A 16,656-nucleotide genomic window follows, 5' to 3' on the forward strand; every position below is an offset into this window, starting at 1 on the left:
GCGCAGATTAACAGGAGTGAAAAACATAATGAATCATGAAGAGAAGTCAGAACGGCAAAAAAGAATCCGCAACTTTTCGATTATTGCCCATATCGACCATGGGAAATCGACATTGGCTGACCGGATCCTTGAAAAAACGAAAGCATTGTCGTCCCGTGAAATGAAGAGCCAATTGCTCGATTCAATGGACTTGGAAAGGGAGCGGGGCATTACAATAAAATTGAACGCGGTCCAGCTGCATTACAAAGCGAAGGATGGCGAGGATTATATCCTGCATTTGATTGACACTCCGGGACATGTGGATTTTACCTATGAAGTGTCCCGCAGTCTCGCGGCCTGTGAGGGTGCGATCCTAGTCGTCGACGCTGCTCAGGGCATCGAGGCCCAGACGCTTGCGAACGTGTACCTCGCTCTGGATAACGACCTTGAGATTGTTCCGGTGATCAACAAAATTGATCTTCCTGCAGCCGATCCTGAAAAGGTGCGCCAAGAGGTAGAAGATGTTATCGGCCTTGATGCTTCCGATGCAGTGCTTGCCTCAGCCAAAGCAGGTATCGGCATTGACGAGATTTTGGAACAGATCGTCGAAAAGGTGCCGGCACCGACAGGAGATCCGAAAGCACCGCTGAAGGCGCTCATTTTCGACTCGCTCTACGATGCATACCGCGGTGTCATCGCTTCGATCCGTGTCATGGAAGGAAGCGTGAAGCCGGGCGACAAAATTAAAATGATGGCAACCGGCAAGGAGTTCGAAGTAATCGAAGTCGGAGTCCACGCGCCAAAGCCGATGCTTGTCGAAGAACTGACCGTCGGTGATGTAGGCTTCCTCACCGCCGCAATCAAGCGGGTCGAGGATACCCGTGTCGGGGATACGATCACAGGTGCTGACAATCCGGCGGCCGAACCGCTGCCTGGGTACAGAAGACTGAACCCGATGGTGTACTGCGGACTGTATCCGATCGACTCTGCGAAATTCAACGATCTTCGTGAAGCATTGGAAAAATTGGAGCTGAATGACTCTTCGCTTCAATTCGAAGCGGAATCCTCCCAGGCACTCGGCTTCGGTTTCCGCTGCGGCTTCCTCGGTCTTCTTCATATGGAAATCATCCAGGAGCGGATCGAGCGCGAATTCAAGATCGACCTGATCACGACTGCACCAAGCGTTATCTATAAGGTAGTCATGACAGACGGCACGGAAATGACGGTCGACAACCCGTCAAATATGCCGGATGCGCAAAAGATCGAACATGTCGAGGAACCATATGTGAAAGCTTCAATCATGGTTCCAAATGATTATGTAGGGGCCGTCATGGAGCTTGCCCAGGAAAAACGCGGCAATTTCATCGATATGAAATACATGGATGACATCCGTGTCAACGTCATTTATGAAATCCCGCTCGCGGAGATTGTTTATGACTTCTTTGACCAGCTGAAGTCTCATACGAAAGGATATGCTTCCTTCGATTACGAGCTGATCGGCTACAAACCGTCGAAGCTCGTCAAGATGGATATCCTCCTCAACGGGGAGAAAGTCGATGCTCTCAGCTTCATCGTTCACCGCGATTTTGCTTATGATCGCGGAAAAACGATTGTCGAGAAGCTGAAGTCGCTCATCCCGCGCCAGCAGTTCGAGGTGCCGGTTCAGGCAGCTATCGGGCAAAAGATCGTCGCCCGCTCGACCATCAAGTCGATGGGCAAGAACGTACTTGCCAAATGTTACGGGGGCGACATTTCCCGTAAACGGAAGCTGCTTGAGAAGCAAAAAGAAGGTAAGAAACGGATGAAGCAAGTCGGATCAGTCGAAGTTCCGCAAGAAGCGTTCATGGCCGTTCTGAAAATGGACGATCCAGGCAAGAACGGATCGAAATAATACAGGCTGATCACAGGGGAGGGGAAGCGATCATTCGCTTCCATTCCCTTTTTATTTGGAAATGGAATGGTCCGGATTGTCGGATAATCAATGATAAGGTAGTGAAAAATTATGAATGCAGCGTATATACACATCCCGTTCTGTGAGCACATCTGCCATTATTGCGATTTTAATAAGGTTTTCCTGCAAAACCAGCCGGTCGATGAGTATGTTGATCTGCTGATCAAAGAAATGGCGATCGTCCGGCAACAACATCCGGATTCTCAGTTCAAAACAATTTTCGTCGGAGGCGGCACTCCGACCGCTCTGGATGAAAAACAGCTTGCCGTACTTTGTGAAGGGATTCGGACTTACTTGCCTTTTGAAGATGGCGAATTCACATTTGAAGCGAATCCTGGCGACCTCTCTCTTGCCAAATTGAAAGTGCTGGCAGACTACGGGGTAAACAGGCTGAGCTTCGGTGTTCAGGCTTTTGATGATGAGCTGCTGCAGCGTATAGGAAGGGCACACCGAGTGAAAGATGTGTATACATCAATCAGCAATGCACAGGAAGCAGGATTCAGCAACATTAGCATTGATCTGATCTACGCGCTGCCAGGCCAGACCACCGAGTCGTTTAAGCATACATTGGATAGTGCGATTGCGCTCAATCTGCCCCACTACTCGGGATATTCCTTGATCGTCGAGCCGAAAACCGTTTTTTACAATCAGATGAGAAACGGGAAACTGAAGCTGCCCGGTGAAGATGCTGAAACAACGATGTACGGGATGCTGATGGAGGAGATGGCCAAGCACGGGCTCGAGCAGTACGAGATTAGCAATTTCGCAAAAAAAGGATACGAGAGCAGGCATAACCTCGTGTACTGGAGCAATGAGGAGTATTTCGGTTTTGGTGCCGGAGCTCATGGCTATGCAGGAGATACCCGGTATTCGAACTATGGGCCGCTAAAAAAATACATGGAGCCGCTGAGAGAGGGCGAACGTCCGTTATATGAAACTTTCCAGCTGACAAAACGAGAAAAGATGGAAGAAGAGATGTTCCTCGGGCTGAGGAAAACAGCCGGCGTCAGTACGGTTCATTTTAAACAAAAGTTTGCCGAGGAAATGCGTGACGTCTTTTCGGAGCCAATCCAGGAAATGACTGAACGGGGATTGTTGGAAATCAAAGACGGAGCAGTAAGGTTGACCGAAAAAGGTCGTTACCTTGGCAATGAAGTATTCCAGGCATTCCTTCTCTGAACCCAACTCTCCGCAGCGGGTAAAATCGTTGACAACAGTGAATGATTTTGATAATTTAATGGTAGATTTAGCACTCGGCCATAAAGAGTGCTAACAGAGGTGATGAGTGTGCTAACAGATCGGCAGTTGCTCATATTGCAAGTTATCATCGATGATTTTATTCGATCTGCCCAGCCGGTCGGCTCAAGAAGCTTGTCCAAGAAAGAAGAATTGCCATTCAGCTCGGCGACAATCCGAAATGAAATGGCAGATCTGGAAGAGTATGGCTTCATTGAAAAAACCCATACTTCTTCAGGCAGGGTTCCTTCGGAAAAAGGATATCGATACTATGTGGACCATTTGCTTGTGCCCCAGATGCTTGAAACAGAAGCCGTCAGAAAAATCCATTCGATTTTTGCGGAGAAAATATATGAATTTGAAAACACCGTGCAGAAATCTGCCAAGATCCTATCGGAGCTGACGAACTATACAGCCATTCTCCTAGGGCCGGCAGTGAAGGAAAACAAATTGAGAAAGTTGCAGATTGTCCCGCTTTCGCATGAAACGGCTGTTGCGATCATCGTGACGGACACCGGGCATGTTGAAAATCGGATTTTCACCTTGCCGGATGGTATCCATGCAGGAGAAATTGAACGGCTTGTGAATATTCTCAATGAAAAATTGGCCGGAGTACCCATTTCAGAGCTCAAGGATACGATTTTCAAGGAAGCGGCCAGCATCATCAGGCACAATGTCAGACAGCATAGCTTCATGATTAGGTCGCTCTCGGAAGCCGTTAGTTATCCTGCCGCCAGCAAAGTGTTTTTTGGCGGGAAGTCAAACATGCTGAACCAGCCCGAATTCCATAATATAGATAAAATCCGTTCGCTGATGGACATGATTGAACAAGAACAGGGTATATACGAACTGTTCAAGAGCATACCGGATGGAATTGATGTCCGTATTGGCAGGGAAAACAAAAACTCGGCGATGGAAGACTGCAGTGTGATCACCGCGACCTATTCTATCGGCGAGGAGCCTGTCGGATCAATTGCAATTCTCGGGCCAACCCGGATGGAATATTCCCGGGTGATCAGCATCCTTGATTTTCTAAGCCGTGACATGTCGAGTGCCCTGACAAGGCTTTACCATCAGTGAAACAATGCGCGGGTATCGGTGTGAACGGATGCCCTGCGCTTTTCGATTGTCTAGCTCCGGCGCCTAGCTGCTCGAGGTCATAAGTCAAAGCCGGATAAAGGCTGAAAAGCGCCTTTGTCCGTCTTCGCCTTATGCTTGTCGCAGCTGAGCAAGGCGCCTACGCTTTTCGCTTGTCCAGCTCCGGGCGGCAGGGGCTCGAGGTCATAAGTCAAGAACAGATGAAGGCAAAAAGCGCCTTCTTCTGTTCTCGCCTTATGCTTGTCGCCCCTAAGCAGCCGCCCTACGCTTTTCTATTTTAAGGAGGTGAAATGATGTCTGACGAAATGAAGAATTCCCATAATGAAGAGACCGAGGAAACGGTTGGGCAGCAGACGGCTGAACCGGAAGAAACTGTACTCGGTGAAGGTGAGACAGGAACTGCTGAGGCTGAGGTAAGCCCGGGAGTAGAATTGGCTGCCCGGATCAGTGAGCTGGAAGCCCAGCTTGCGGAGAAGGAAAACAAGTATCTGCGTCTCTATGCTGACTTTGACAATTTCCGCCGCCGTGCGCAATTGGAGCGTGAGGCTGGAGAAAAATATAGATCACAGCAGTTGATCACAAACCTGCTGCCTGCGATTGATAATTTTGAACGGGCGATGCAAATCGAAACCGACAATGAACAGGCGAAGGCTCTGCTTGACGGTGTGGCAATGGTATACCGGAGCATCATCTCTGCGCTTGAGCAAGAAGGGGCAGAGCAAATTGAGGCTGCCGGGAAAGAATTCGACCCGAACTTCCACCAGGCGGTCATGCAGGCTGAAGACCCTGAATACGGTTCAAATATCGTAGTGGAAGAGCTGCAGAAAGGCTATAAGCTGAAAGACCGAGTTTTGCGGCCGGCTATGGTGAAAGTGAACAAATAAGGACTACATATCTAGGAGGTAAGGTGTATGAGCAAAATTATCGGAATTGACCTTGGTACGACAAACTCATGCGTATCCGTACTTGAAGGCGGCGAACCGAAAGTTATTCCAAACCCAGAGGGCAATCGCACAACTCCATCGGTCATCGCTTTTAAAAACGGGGAGCGCCAAGTAGGGGAAGTGGCAAAGCGCCAGGCAATCACAAACCCGAATACAGTAATGTCAATCAAACGCCATATGGGCACAGATTTCACAGAGGAAATTGAAGGCAAGAAATATACTCCTCAGGAGCTTTCCGCCATCATTCTTCAATACCTGAAATCATACGCTGAAGACTATCTCGGCGAAAAAGTGGATAAAGCCGTAATTACAGTTCCGGCATACTTCAATGATGCTGAGCGCCAGGCGACAAAAGACGCAGGTAAGATCGCGGGCCTTGAAGTTGAGCGGATCATTAACGAACCGACAGCTGCTGCTCTAGCATACGGACTGGAAAAAACTGACGAAGACCAGACGGTTCTTGTATATGACCTTGGGGGCGGAACATTCGACGTTTCCATCCTTGAGCTCGGCGACGGCGTATTTGAAGTGCTCGCTACTGCCGGTGACAACCGTCTCGGCGGCGATGACTTCGACCAAGTGATTATTGACCACCTTGTTTCTGAATTCAAAAAAGAAAACGGTATTGATTTGTCGCAGGATAAAATGGCATTGCAGCGCCTGAAGGATGCAGCAGAGAAGGCGAAGAAAGACCTTTCAGGGGTAGCTTCTACGCAAATCTCACTGCCGTTCATCACAGCAGGCGAAGCAGGACCGCTTCACCTGGAAATGACTCTTACACGCGCGAAGTTCGAAGAGCTTTCCTCAGGCCTTGTTGAGCGTACAATGGGACCTACTCGCCAGGCACTGAAAGATTCAGGCAAAACGGCTGCCGAAATCGACAAAGTTATCCTTGTCGGCGGTTCGACAAGAATCCCTGCTGTCCAGGAAGCAATCCGCAAGGAAACAGGCAAAGAGCCTCATAAAGGCGTGAACCCGGATGAAGTTGTTGCCATGGGTGCAGCCATCCAGGGCGGCGTGCTGACTGGAGACGTAAAAGACGTCGTGCTTCTTGACGTTACACCGCTTTCGCTTGGAATCGAGACGATGGGCGGCGTGTTCACAAAATTGATCGACCGCAATACGACAATCCCGACATCAAAATCCCAAGTGTTCTCAACTGCGGCTGACAGCCAGACAGCAGTTGACATCCACGTCCTGCAAGGAGAGCGCCAGATGGCTGCTGACAATAAGACACTCGGACGTTTCCAATTGTCCGATATCCCGCCAGCTCCGCGCGGCGTTCCACAAATCGAGGTCAAATTTGACATTGATAAAAACGGTATCGTAAACGTCAGTGCAAAAGATCTTGGTACAGGCAAAGAGCAGAACATCACCATCAAGTCTTCTTCAGGCCTTTCAGAGGACGAAGTCGACCGGATGATCCGCGAAGCGGAAGAAAACGCAGATGCGGACAAGAAACGCAAAGAAGAAGTGGAGTTGCGAAACGAAGCAGACCAGCTGATCTTCACGACTGAAAAAACGCTGAAAGACCTTGAAGGCAAAGTTGATGAAGCTGAGGTCAAGAAAGCGGAAGAGGCGAAAGACGCACTGAAAGCCGCAGTCGAAAAAAATGAGCTGGAAGAAATTCGCGAGAAGAAAGACGCACTTCAAGAAATCGTCCAAAACCTGTCAGTCAAGCTTTATGAAGAAGCGGCAAAACAGGCGCAGGCTCAGCAAGGCGGCGAAGCTCAAGACGGCCAAAATGCCGGCGGAGATGACGTTGTTGATGCAGAGTTCGAAGAAGTGGAAGATGACAAGAAATAAGCGTAGCAAAACCGGAAAGCCCGAGCCTGAATTGGCTTGGGCTTTTCTTAAGGCTGAATCTGCTTTTAATCCACTTGGCATTTATGTTAGAATAATCTTTATGTGAACAGAATCGGGAGAGTGCTGCATATGAGTAAAAGGGATTATTATGAGGTGTTAGGTGTCTCGGAAAGCGCCGGCAAGGACGAAATCAAAAAAGCGTACCGGCGCCTATCCAAACAGTATCACCCGGATATCAACAAAGAGCCGGGTGCAGACGAAAAGTTCAAGGAAATCAGCGAAGCCTATGAAGTGCTGAGCGATGACCAGAAACGGGCGCAATACGATCAGTTCGGCCATAGCGGCCCGCAGGGATTCGGCGGAGGCGGCTCCGATTTCGGAGGAGGATTCGGCGGATTCAGCGGCTTTGAGGACATTTTCAGCACATTTTTCGGCGGAGGCGGCAGAAGAGATCCAAATGCTCCGCGCCAGGGTGCCGATCTGCAATACACGATGACGCTTAGCTTTGAGGAGGCGGCATTCGGAAAAGAAACGACAATTGAAATTCCGAAAGATGAGGAATGTGACAGATGCGACGGAAGCGGCGCCAAGCCGGGAACTTCTCCGGAAACATGTCCGGAATGCCATGGCAGCGGCCAGTTGAATGTGGAACAGGATACACCATTCGGCCGGATCGTCAATCGCAGAGTGTGCCAGCGATGCGAGGGAACGGGTAAGATTATTCCAGAGAAATGCTCGAAATGCCACGGCAAAGGAACTGTCAAGACGCGCAAGAAAATTCAGGTGAAAATACCGCAGGGCGTGGACGATGGCCAGCAGCTGCGGGTAGCCGGGCAAGGGGAGCCGGGAATCAACGGAGGGCCTCCGGGCGATCTTTATGTGGTCTTTCATGTCAGAAGGCATGAATTTTTCGAGCGGGACGGCGACGATGTTTACTGCGAAATGCCGATCACTTTCGTCCAGGCAGCTCTTGGTGATGAAGTGGAAGTGCCGACAATCCATGGCAAAGTGAAACTGAAAGTTCCGGCCGGCACACAGACAGGGACGAAATTCCGGCTGCGCGGCAAAGGGATTCAAAATGTCCGGGGCTACGGAATCGGCGACCAGCATGTGATTGTGAAGGTCATTACTCCGACAAAGCTGACTGAACAGCAGAAGCAGCTGCTCCGTGAGTTTGGCGACATTAGCGGTGATATTCCGGATGAACAGCATGAAGGATTTTTCTCAAAGGTAAAACGGGCATTTAAAGGTGACTAACGGAAATGGAGCGGGCAGCAAATGAAATGGACTGAAATCAGTATTCATACGACAAACGAAGCGGTAGAGCCGATTTCCAATATCCTCCACGAGGCAGGTGCGAGCGGGGTTGTTATTGAGGACCCTGCGGAGCTGACTCGGGAACGGGAAGACAGATTCGGAGAGATCTATGCACTAAATCCTGCAGATTACCCGTCGGACGGTGTCATCGTCAAAGCCTATTTGCCTGTGAATAACTTCATCGGCGAAACTGTCGACTCAATCCGGCAGGAAATTACGAGCCTGTCCCAATTCAATATTGATATTGGTCATAATAAGGTTACGACGGCCGATGTTCATGAGGAGGATTGGGCGACGGCTTGGAAGCAATACTACCACCCTGTCAAAATCTCCGAGAAGTTCACGATTGTCCCGACATGGGAGGATTATGAGCGTGTCAGCACCGACGAGCTGATCATCGAACTGGATCCTGGTATGGCGTTTGGAACGGGGACGCACCCGACAACGGTCATGTGCATCCAGGCGCTTGAAAATGCCGTCAGGAAAAATGACCGGATCGTCGATGTCGGCACAGGCTCAGGCGTGCTGAGCATTGCCGCAGCGATGCTTGGGGCATCCCATGTTACCGCACTGGATCTGGATGAAGTAGCCGTAAGATCTGCTGCCGAGAATGTCGAACTCAACCATGTCGACAAGGTCGTTGAAGTGAAACAGGGCAATCTGCTTCAAGGAATTGATGAACAGGCGGATATTGTTGTTGCCAATATCCTGGCCGAAGTGATTCTGCTGTTTACTGAGGATGCGGCAAATGTTGTCAAGCCAGGCGGTCTTTTTATCACGTCAGGCATCATCCATCACAAGAAAAACGAAGTGAAGGATGCCATTATGAAGGCAGGCTTTGAAATAGAGGAAACATTGACGATGGAAGACTGGGTTGCGCTTGTGGCGAGACGCAAATGAGGTGCCGAAATGCAAAGATATTTTCTCGACAGCGAATATAAAGGACAGTCATCCGAGGAGATCACGGGTGAATCGTTCCACCATCTCGCGAGGGTGATGCGGATGAAGCCGGGCGATAAAGTATGGATCTCTTACCCTGACGGAAAGACGGCATTGGCCGAGGTTACCCTGATCGGGGAGGACTCTGCCGAAGTGGCGATCACTGGATGGGAAGAGCAGCAAAAAGAGCTCCCGGTGAAGGTGACAATTGCGAGCGGGTTGCCAAAAGGGGATAAATTAGAATGGATCATCCAGAAAGGGACTGAGATGGGAGCTTCCAGCTTTATCCCTTTTATTGCAAGCCGCTCCGTTGTAAAATGGGAAGAGAAAAAAGCGGCCAAAAAGGCTGAGCGCTGGAGGAAGATTGCCAAAGAGGCGGCTGAGCAGTCGCACCGGCAGTCTGTTCCTGCCATCGAACAGCCAGTCTCCTTTAAGGGGCTTCTCTCACTGGCCGGATCGTATGATAAGAAAATCGCCGCTTTTGAAGAAGAGGCAAAGCTAGGGGAACAGCGCAGCTTTGCCAAGGTGCTGTCTTCCGCTGCACCCGGCGACGAGATACTGATCGTGTTCGGCCCGGAAGGCGGTTTGTCGGAAAAGGAAGCAGAGACGCTAAAAGAAGCGGGATTTGTTCTCTGCGGACTTGGACCAAGGATTTTACGGACGGAAACCGCGCCGCTATATGCGCTTGCGGCCATTTCCTATCATTTTGAATTAATGAGGTGATCATATGTCACTAGTTGCCTTTCATACATTAGGTTGTAAAGTAAACCATTATGAAACTGAAGCAATTTGGCAGTTGTTTAAAAATCAAGGGTACGAACGCGTCGATTTTGAAAGCCGTGCGGACGTATACGTTATCAATACTTGTACCGTAACAAATACGGGAGACAAGAAAAGCCGGCAGGTGATCCGCCGGGCGATCCGCAGCAATCCGGATGCGGTGATCTGTGTTACGGGCTGCTACGCCCAGACTTCCCCTGCGGAAATCATGGCGATTCCGGGAGTGGACATTGTTGTCGGAACACAGGACCGGACGAAGATGCTTGGTTATATCGAGCAATTCAAGCAGGAACGCCAGCCGATCAATGGCGTCGGCAATATTATGAAAAACCGCGTATATGAAGAATTGGACGTGCCGGCATTTACGGACCGGACAAGGGCTTCCCTGAAAATCCAGGAAGGCTGCAACAATTTCTGCACATTCTGTATTATTCCGTGGGCACGCGGTCTGATGCGTTCACGCGACCCGCAGGAAGTGATTCGCCAGGCACAGCAGCTTGTTGATGCCGGATATAAAGAAATCGTCCTGACAGGGATCCATACAGGCGGATACGGAGAAGACATGAAGGACTATAACCTTGCTGCTCTCCTCCGCGATATGGAAGCACAGGTGAAAGGCCTGAAGCGGATCCGCATTTCTTCTATCGAGGCGAGCCAGCTGACAGATGAAGTGATCCAAGTGATCAACGACTCGAAGCTTGTTGTCCGCCATCTCCATATTCCGCTCCAATCCGGTTCGAACACCGTGTTGAAAAGGATGCGCCGGAAATATACGATGGAATTTTTCGCTGAGCGCCTCGAACTTTTGAAAAAAGCGCTGCCGGGATTGGCGATTACATCGGACGTCATCGTCGGCTTCCCAGGCGAGACGGAAGAGGAGTTCATGGAGACATACCGGTTCATTGAAGAACATGGATTCTCCGAGCTTCACGTTTTCCCATATTCCAAGCGGACAGGCACGCCTGCTGCAAGAATGGAAGACCAGATTGACGAAAATATCAAAAATGACCGCGTCCACAGGCTGATCGAGCTTTCGGACCAGTTGGCGAAGGAATATGCTTCACGCTTCGAAAATGAAGTACTGGAAGTCATTCCTGAAGAGCGTTACAAGGAAGACCCTGACAGCGGTCTTTATGAAGGCTATACTGATAACTATCTGAAAGTTGTCTTCCCGGCAACGGAGGAAATGGTCGGCAAGCTTGTGAAAGTGAAAATCACAAAAGCAGGCTATCCATACAATGAAGGACAGTTCGTCCGCGTCATGGAAGATGAAACAGCGTCCGAACACCGTACATTGGTTGTTTGAGCGGAGGAGCCGCAGCTTACAGGCTGCGGCTTTTTTGATAGAATAGACAGGCATGATAAATTGAAGGGAGCTGGACACTATGGCGGAAAATCTTTTGTCATTGATCGATCATACATTGCTGAAGGCGGATGCAACGAAGGAACAAATCGAAAAACTTTGCCAAGAGGCGAAGGAATACCACTTTGCTTCTGTCTGCGTCAATCCCGCTTGGGTGGCAAATGCCAGTTCGCTGCTGCATGATACCGATGTAAAGGTCTGCACCGTCATCGGCTTCCCGCTCGGCGCAAGCACAACAGAAACAAAAGCATTTGAAGCGAAAAATGCGATTGAAAATGGCGCTCAGGAAATCGATATGGTGCTGAATATCGGCGCTTTGAAAAGTGGAGACGAGGAAAAGGCTGAGCAGGACATCGCGACTGTATGCGCTGCAGCGAGAGGCAAGGCGCTCGTAAAGGTGATTATCGAGACGTGTCTTTTGACCGATGAGGAAAAAGAATTGGCATGCAGGCTCGCAGTGAAAGCCGGAGCGGATTTCGTCAAAACATCAACCGGATTTTCTACAGGCGGGGCAACAGCGGCAGATGTAGCCTTGATGAGAAAAACTGTCGGTCCGGACATCGGCGTCAAAGCTTCAGGCGGCGTCAGGAGCCTTGATGATGTGAAAGCGATGGTTGAAGCAGGGGCAACAAGAATTGGGGCAAGCTCTGGCGTCTCTATTGCCAAGGGGCTTCAAGGAGAATCTGATTACTAAAAAGGGATGAGGCATTTGCCTCATCCTTTTCGTTTCCCGTGTAATCGTTCAATCATCTTTCCGAATGTGCCAGCAAAAGGAAGGACAAGGAGGGAACAGATGATATTAAAGAGGACGCTCGCATGGGCAAGCTGTGTCTCCGGCAAAGGAGACAGATAGCCGCTCAAGGCGGCGAGAGCCGGGATCAGGAACCAGAACAGCATTACACCGCCAAGATTGAGCCACAAATGGGCAAAGGCTGTCAGGCGCGCTTCTCGCCCTGCTCCAAGACTGGCGAAAAGAGCGGTGGAGCATGTGCCGACATTTGCGCCGAACATGATCGCGATCCCTGTCTCAATCCCGAGTGTGCCGGAGGAGAGGAAGCTCATCGCAATCCCGGTCATTACGGTGCTCGACTGGATAACGGCCGTCATCAGCGTTCCAGTCAGAAGCGCCAGCACCTTGCTTGCTCCCATCGCAGCGATAAAGCCCTGGACATAATCGATGCTGGCCAGCGGCTCGGAAAGCCATTCGAAGCCGTTCATCGAGGCGAAGATGATGCCGATGCCAAGAAAGATAAAGCCGATACTTTTCAACATGGGTTTCCGGAAACATTGGAGCAAAAGACCGGCCGCAAGTGCGGGAACGATAATACGAGAGAGATCGAAAGTGAAAATTTCAAGCAGAATGGTCGAACCGATATTCGTTCCGAGGATGATGCCGATCGTCTGCGGAAAGGTTAGAATCCTGGCGGAAACGAGCCCGACAGCAATGACGGTTACGGCCGAGCTGCTCTGGAGCAGTCCAGTCATCACAATTCCGGCCGCCATCCCTTTCAGCGGCGTTCCGGTAACTTGCCGGAGCATACGCTCGATCCTGCTGCCAGACAGGTTGAAGAGCCCGACCCTCATCCAGACCATTCCGAGGATGAAGCAGCCCGCAAATAAAATGAAAAGAAATAAATATAGCACGTCCAACCACCTCTCCTGTATACATATGATCAGTCGGAGAAGGACATGCCAATAGTTCCTCTCGGCAGTTTTTGAATAAAGATTGTTGACCGGATAAAAGCATTATATTATAATTGCAAAGTACATGGTTCATGCCATGTGTGAACATGTTATCGCTATGTTCGGAGGGAGGGAAAGAGAGATGTCAAAAACAGTTGTTCGTAAAAACGAATCGCTTGAAGATGCTCTTCGCCGCTTCAAACGTACAGTTTCTAAAACAGGAACTTTACAAGAATACAGAAAGCGCGAATTTTATGAAAAACCAAGCGTAAGACGCAAGAAAAAATCCGAAGCTGCAAGAAAGCGCAAGTTCTAAAGAGGGTGCTATAAGTAATGAGTCTTCTCGGTCGTTTAAACGAAGATATGAAACAAGCGATGAAAAACAAAGAAAAAGAAAAGCTCTCTGTCATTCGGATGCTGAAGGCAGCCATGCAAAATGAAGCCATTAAGCTTGGCAAGCAACAACTGACGGAAGAAGAAGAGTTGACAGTCCTTTCTCGCGAAGTAAAGCAACGTAAAGACTCCCTCCATGAATTTGAAAAAGCAGGTCGTCATGACCTTGTGGAAAAAGTTCAAAGTGAACTGGCTTTTGTGAATATATATATGCCAGAACAGCTTTCAGACGAGGAAGTGGAGGCGATCGTCAAAGAGACCATCGCTGAAACAGGCGCCTCTTCGAAAGCGGATATGGGCAAAGTGATGTCCGCCCTCATGCCGAAAGTAAAAGGCAAAGCGGACGGCTCGACTGTGAGCAAACTTGTCCAAAGGCATCTATCATAATCAGCAGTCGCAAAACCGGCAGGCATTTTTGCTGCCGGTTTTTTCATATGCCTGGAAAGCCTCAAACTTTTCAGGAAATGTACATAACCGAACAGATTTCTGGACAGAGATACGTTATACTTAAAGTAGCATATTTTTTGAAACCTTTTTCTATCTAAAACGTAGAAAAGAGCAACGGCGGAAGACATCGTTGTGAAATGATGCATATACTTTTATTCCGGAGGGGCTGTCCGGCGCGAGCAATACGGCAGAAGCTGCTGCGGATCCATCAGGCTGGGCAATCGAACAGCCGTTATCATCGTCCTGTCTGCCCGCTTACTGTTAAGCTTTGAAAACATTTTGAAGGGGGGAATGATGTGAAACGGATTGTTGCGTTATTTTGTCTTATCGCTGTCTCTTTTTTGCCGGTCCTCTTCGTACAGGCCGCAGAGAAGGATGCGAAGGTCTACGTGATTCCGATTGAAGGGGAAGTAGAGAAAGGGCTGTACGCGTTTCTGGACAGGGCGATCGGCGAGGCTGAGAAGAATAAGGCGGAAGTGATCATCTTTGATATGCATACGCCAGGCGGGTCAGTTGATGCGGCTGTGAAAATCGGCAACCGTATGTCAGATACAAAGATCAAGACGGTTGCCTACGTCGATACTTGGGCGCTTTCAGCAGGATCGTACCTCGCGCTGCGGTCGAACGAGATTTATATGGCCCCATCCGCGACGATGGGTGCATCTGCCATCATTGAGGCGTCGACAGGCAATACGGCTGGGGAGAAGGCGGAAAGCATGTGGCTGGCCGAGATGGAAGGCGCTGCGATGCAAAGCGGGCGTGACCCTCAAATTGCCTTGGCGATGGCCACTGCCGATATCGATTTGCCCGATTTGAAGAAGAACGGAAAACTGCTGACGCTCACATCCGAGAAGGCGGAGAAAGTCAAATACTCGGAAGGGACGGTCAAAAACCTGTCTGCCCTTGTCAAGCAATTAGGGTATTCCGAAAGTGATGTCCACCAAGTTGAGCTGTCCTTTGCAGAGCAACTGGCAAGGTTTATCACGAATCCGATTGTTGTTCCGATCCTGCTCTCAATCGCAAGCATCGGCCTTGTTCTGGAGCTTTATTCACCGGGCTTCGGCCTGCCGGGGGGCATGGGAGTCAGCGCCTTGCTGCTGTTCTTTTACGGGCATTATGTAGCGGGCCTCGCAGGGTATGAAACGCTGATCCTGTTCGTACTCGGCGTTCTTCTCATCGCTGCAGAGTTTTTCCTTGCAGGCGGCATAGCCGGTACGCTTGGCACCCTTGCTGTCGTTGGCAGCCTATTCCTGGCCGGCGGGAATGTTGCTCACATGGCGGTTTCTGTAGCGGTTGCGCTGCTGCTCGCCGCACTATCCATTATTATTATGATAAAGGTGTTTGGTAAACGTATGAATATATTCAAAAAGCTTATTTTAACCGACTCGACAAACACAGAAAGTGGATATGTTTCGAACGTAAATCGCCTTGACCTGATTGGCAGGACAGGAAAAACGGTGACTGCTTTGCGTCCATCCGGGACGGTGGTGGTCGATGATGAGCGCCTTGATGTTGTGGCGGAAGGCCGATTCATTGAATCAGACACAGACATCAAGGTGGTCAAAGTGGAGGGTTCCCGGATTGTCGTCAGGGAAGTGTAGCCGGCACTGACCGACATCCCTCCATCCCGCGCCAATACGGGAGGGATGTCCCCCTCAACCGGGTAGAATTATATATATAAAGCCAAGGAGGAAAAATCAGCATGGTATTTGGACCAGAAACAATCTTTTTGCTAGTGGCGATCGTAGTGGGGATTATTATTCTCTCGATCATCTTTACATTCGTACCGATCGGCCTCTGGATTTCGGCCCTTGCGGCAGGAGTCAGAATCGGAATTTTTACACTTATTGGAATGAGACTACGTCGGGTTATTCCTGGGCGTGTCGTCAATCCGCTCATTAAGGCCCATAAAGCAGGCATAAATGTTGCAACAAATCAGCTGGAGAGCCACTATCTAGCAGGAGGTAATGTTGACAGGGTCGTCAACGCCCTGATTGCAGCCCAGCGTGCGAATATTGAATTGACGTTTGAACGGGCAGCGGCAATTGACCTTGCCGGACGTGACGTGTTGGAAGCCGTTCAAATGAGTGTTAACCCGAAGGTTATAGAAACACCATTCATCGCTGGTGTGGCAATGGACGGGATCGAAGTGAAGGCGAAAGCGAGAATCACCGTGCGCGCGAATATCGAGCGTCTCGTCGGTGGAGCCGGGGAAGATACGGTCATCGCCCGTGTCGGCGAAGGCGTCATCTCTACAATCGGTTCAAGCGATAACCATAAAAAGGTGCTGGAAAACCCGGACATGATTTCCCGGACAGTCCTTTCAAAAGGCCTCGATGCCGGAACGGCTTTTGAAATTCTTTCGATCGATATCGCGGATGTGGACATCGGCAAAAACATCGGTGCCCAGCTTCAGACTGACCAAGCAGAAGCGGACAAGAAAATCGCCCAGGCGAAAGCGGAAGAAAGAAGAGCGATGGCGGTAGCGAATGAGCAAGAGATGAAGGCGCGCGTCGAAGAGATGAGAGCGAAAGTCGTCGAAGCCGAAGCGGAGGTTCCGCTTGCAATGGCAGATGCGCTGAAGGGCGGAAAGCTTGGCGTCATGGACTACTACTCATTGAAAAACATCGATGCCGATACGGATATGCGTGATTCAATCAGCAAAATGTCCAACAAGCCGCAAAACCGCAAGCCCGAATAATACAGGCAAGCGATAATGG

At 50.0% G+C, this 16,656-nt stretch carries 15 protein-coding genes; 14 read left to right on the plus strand and 1 reads right to left on the minus strand.

Translation table 11 applies throughout. The features are described from left to right. The first annotated feature begins 28 nt into the window (after positions 1-28). From lepA to deoC, 10 genes are all read left to right on the plus strand, one after another. Positions 29-1,870 (plus strand): translation elongation factor 4, encoded by a 1,842-nt coding sequence (gene lepA, locus AC0TWI_RS01785; protein ID WP_488124617.1) that lies wholly within the window; start codon positions 29-31, stop codon positions 1,868-1,870. Positions 1,871-1,981: 111 nt separating this feature from the next. Further along, on the plus strand, positions 1,982-3,109 hold the full coding sequence (hemW, locus tag AC0TWI_RS01790) for a radical SAM family heme chaperone HemW (RefSeq protein ID WP_488124618.1): 1,128 nt from the start codon (positions 1,982-1,984) through the stop codon (positions 3,107-3,109). Positions 3,110-3,217: 108 nt separating this feature from the next. Next, entirely contained in the window at positions 3,218-4,246 is a 1,029-nt protein-coding gene (gene hrcA, locus AC0TWI_RS01795) for a heat-inducible transcriptional repressor HrcA (RefSeq protein WP_488124619.1), read from the plus strand. A gap of 311 nt (positions 4,247-4,557) precedes the next feature. Beyond that, complete coding sequence (grpE, locus tag AC0TWI_RS01800; RefSeq protein WP_488124620.1) at positions 4,558-5,148, plus strand: nucleotide exchange factor GrpE; 591 nt, start codon at positions 4,558-4,560, stop codon at positions 5,146-5,148. 27 nt (positions 5,149-5,175) lie between these two features. Then, a complete protein-coding gene (dnaK, locus tag AC0TWI_RS01805) occupies positions 5,176-7,014 on the plus strand; it encodes a molecular chaperone DnaK (protein ID WP_488124621.1) in 1,839 nt (612 codons plus the stop codon). A 129-nt stretch (positions 7,015-7,143) separates the two neighbouring features. Then, a complete protein-coding gene (gene dnaJ / locus AC0TWI_RS01810) occupies positions 7,144-8,271 on the plus strand; it encodes a molecular chaperone DnaJ (protein WP_488124622.1) in 1,128 nt (375 codons plus the stop codon). Between the two features lie 21 nt (positions 8,272-8,292). Continuing rightward, positions 8,293-9,231, plus strand: coding sequence for a 50S ribosomal protein L11 methyltransferase (gene prmA, locus AC0TWI_RS01815; RefSeq protein ID WP_488124623.1), 939 nt, complete (start codon positions 8,293-8,295; stop codon positions 9,229-9,231). 9 nt (positions 9,232-9,240) lie between these two features. Further along, a complete protein-coding gene (locus AC0TWI_RS01820) occupies positions 9,241-9,993 on the plus strand; it encodes a 16S rRNA (uracil(1498)-N(3))-methyltransferase (protein ID WP_488124624.1) in 753 nt (250 codons plus the stop codon). Between the two features lie 4 nt (positions 9,994-9,997). Further along, entirely contained in the window at positions 9,998-11,356 is a 1,359-nt protein-coding gene (gene mtaB, locus AC0TWI_RS01825) for a tRNA (N(6)-L-threonylcarbamoyladenosine(37)-C(2))-methylthiotransferase MtaB (RefSeq protein WP_488124625.1), read from the plus strand. A gap of 79 nt (positions 11,357-11,435) precedes the next feature. Then, a complete protein-coding gene (gene deoC, locus AC0TWI_RS01830; RefSeq protein ID WP_488124626.1) occupies positions 11,436-12,107 on the plus strand; it encodes a deoxyribose-phosphate aldolase in 672 nt (223 codons plus the stop codon). Between the two features lie 20 nt (positions 12,108-12,127). Here deoC and AC0TWI_RS01835 read toward each other — a convergent pair whose 3' ends face one another. Next, a complete protein-coding gene (locus AC0TWI_RS01835) occupies positions 12,128-13,057 on the minus strand; it encodes a Na/Pi symporter (RefSeq protein ID WP_488124627.1) in 930 nt (309 codons plus the stop codon). A 181-nt stretch (positions 13,058-13,238) separates the two neighbouring features. Here AC0TWI_RS01835 and rpsU point away from each other — a divergent pair, with 181 nt between their 5' ends. The 4 genes from rpsU to floA all read left to right on the plus strand — a co-directional run bounded on the left by rpsU (position 13,239) and on the right by floA (position 16,637). After that, positions 13,239-13,412: a 30S ribosomal protein S21 gene (gene rpsU / locus AC0TWI_RS01840; protein ID WP_057983047.1), complete on the plus strand. Its 174-nt coding sequence runs from the start codon at positions 13,239-13,241 to the stop codon at positions 13,410-13,412. 17 nt (positions 13,413-13,429) lie between these two features. After that, positions 13,430-13,876: a GatB/YqeY domain-containing protein gene (locus AC0TWI_RS01845; RefSeq protein ID WP_488124628.1), complete on the plus strand. Its 447-nt coding sequence runs from the start codon at positions 13,430-13,432 to the stop codon at positions 13,874-13,876. Between the two features lie 356 nt (positions 13,877-14,232). Then, the gene (locus AC0TWI_RS01850; protein WP_488124629.1) at positions 14,233-15,537 is read left to right on the plus strand and encodes an NfeD family protein; all 1,305 of its coding nucleotides are present in this window, start codon (positions 14,233-14,235) and stop codon (positions 15,535-15,537) included. A 101-nt stretch (positions 15,538-15,638) separates the two neighbouring features. Beyond that, on the plus strand, positions 15,639-16,637 hold the full coding sequence (floA, locus tag AC0TWI_RS01855; protein ID WP_488124630.1) for a flotillin-like protein FloA: 999 nt from the start codon (positions 15,639-15,641) through the stop codon (positions 16,635-16,637). Positions 16,638-16,656: the final 19 nt, after the last annotated feature.

It is taken from the genome of Lederbergia sp. B243.17 (genome assembly GCF_057657925.1).

What these genes read in the sequence shown, in the direction of transcription:
- grpE (WP_488124620.1), top strand. Translation starts at nt 4,558, where the DNA reads ATGTCTGACGAAATGAAGAATTCCCATAATGAAGAGACCGAGGAAACG.
- dnaJ (WP_488124622.1), top strand. Translation starts at nt 7,144, where the DNA reads ATGAGTAAAAGGGATTATTATGAGGTGTTAGGTGTCTCGGAAAGCGCC.
- lepA (WP_488124617.1), top strand. Translation starts at nt 29, where the DNA reads ATGAATCATGAAGAGAAGTCAGAACGGCAAAAAAGAATCCGCAACTTT.
- prmA (WP_488124623.1), top strand. Translation starts at nt 8,293, where the DNA reads ATGAAATGGACTGAAATCAGTATTCATACGACAAACGAAGCGGTAGAG.
- mtaB (WP_488124625.1), top strand. Translation starts at nt 9,998, where the DNA reads ATGTCACTAGTTGCCTTTCATACATTAGGTTGTAAAGTAAACCATTAT.
- AC0TWI_RS01820 (WP_488124624.1), top strand. Translation starts at nt 9,241, where the DNA reads ATGCAAAGATATTTTCTCGACAGCGAATATAAAGGACAGTCATCCGAG.
- AC0TWI_RS01845 (WP_488124628.1), top strand. Translation starts at nt 13,430, where the DNA reads ATGAGTCTTCTCGGTCGTTTAAACGAAGATATGAAACAAGCGATGAAA.
- dnaK (WP_488124621.1), top strand. Translation starts at nt 5,176, where the DNA reads ATGAGCAAAATTATCGGAATTGACCTTGGTACGACAAACTCATGCGTA.
- floA (WP_488124630.1), top strand. Translation starts at nt 15,639, where the DNA reads ATGGTATTTGGACCAGAAACAATCTTTTTGCTAGTGGCGATCGTAGTG.
- rpsU (WP_057983047.1), top strand. Translation starts at nt 13,239, where the DNA reads ATGTCAAAAACAGTTGTTCGTAAAAACGAATCGCTTGAAGATGCTCTT.
- deoC (WP_488124626.1), top strand. Translation starts at nt 11,436, where the DNA reads ATGGCGGAAAATCTTTTGTCATTGATCGATCATACATTGCTGAAGGCG.
- hemW (WP_488124618.1), top strand. Translation starts at nt 1,982, where the DNA reads ATGAATGCAGCGTATATACACATCCCGTTCTGTGAGCACATCTGCCAT.